This window comes from Vibrio sp. D173a (assembly GCF_030248475.1).
In genome coordinates, this window is record NZ_JAHGAH010000969.1 from 1 (window position 1) to 757 (window position 757).

Here is a 757-nt window from a genome sequence, read left to right on the forward strand (position 1 = left end):
CTTCTGTACTAGAGAAATTTCCTCTGTCTGAAGATTTGGCGGAAGCGATTAAAGATGCACAACGCTTTAAAAATGAAGCGAAACGTCGTCAACTGCAATACATCGGTAAAGTGATGCGTAATGAAGATCCAGAGCCAATTCAAGCGGCTCTAGATAAGGTTCGCAACAAACACTCTCAAGCAACAGCCGAGCTGCACAAGCTTGAGCAATTGCGCGACCGTATTGTTGAAGACGGTGATGCGGCTATCTCTGAAGTTGTTGAAGCGCACCCTGAAACAGACCGTCAGCGTCTACGTCAATTGGCGCGTCAAGCAAACAAAGAGAAAAAAGCAGGTAAGCCAGCGAAAGCGTACCGCGAGATCTTCCAAGTTCTTAAGGAACTTAAGCAAGACGAGCTATAAGACTCATCACGCGATCAAAAAGGCCTAGCTTCTGCTAGGCCTTTTTGATATCTGCGTATTTATTACCGAACCGCATTTTAGGACCCGTATTTTGGAACTAGGGGTTACTCACCGGCTCGGACAAAGGCGGCTAATTCAGGCTGTGAATGCTGCGCAGTCAGCGCATATATCGCATCCGCTACCAACACCTGTCCTTTAGCCACAAAGGCAAATTTATTAGCAAGACTGCGAGCATCTCCCAAATGGTGAGTCACCATGATCACTGTAATATTGCGCTCAGCCGCGAGCTGCTTCACCAAGGCTAACATCTCTTCTCGCAACAAAGGATCCAGCGCAGAGAAGGGCTCGTCTAACAA

General features: G+C 47.6%; 1 protein-coding gene and 1 pseudogene. One reads left to right on the forward strand and one right to left on the reverse strand.

Translation table 11 applies throughout. The annotated features are described in order from the left end of the window. Window positions 1-401: ribosome biogenesis factor YjgA (gene yjgA, locus KIV40_RS30630; protein WP_285353051.1), on the forward strand; the 401-nt coding region annotated here is incomplete at its 5' end. Between the two features lie 104 nt (window positions 402-505). Here the strand turns inward: yjgA and KIV40_RS30635 are convergent. Then, window positions 506-757 (reverse strand): annotated as a pseudogene (locus KIV40_RS30635) (thiamine ABC transporter ATP-binding protein); the annotation flags it as partial.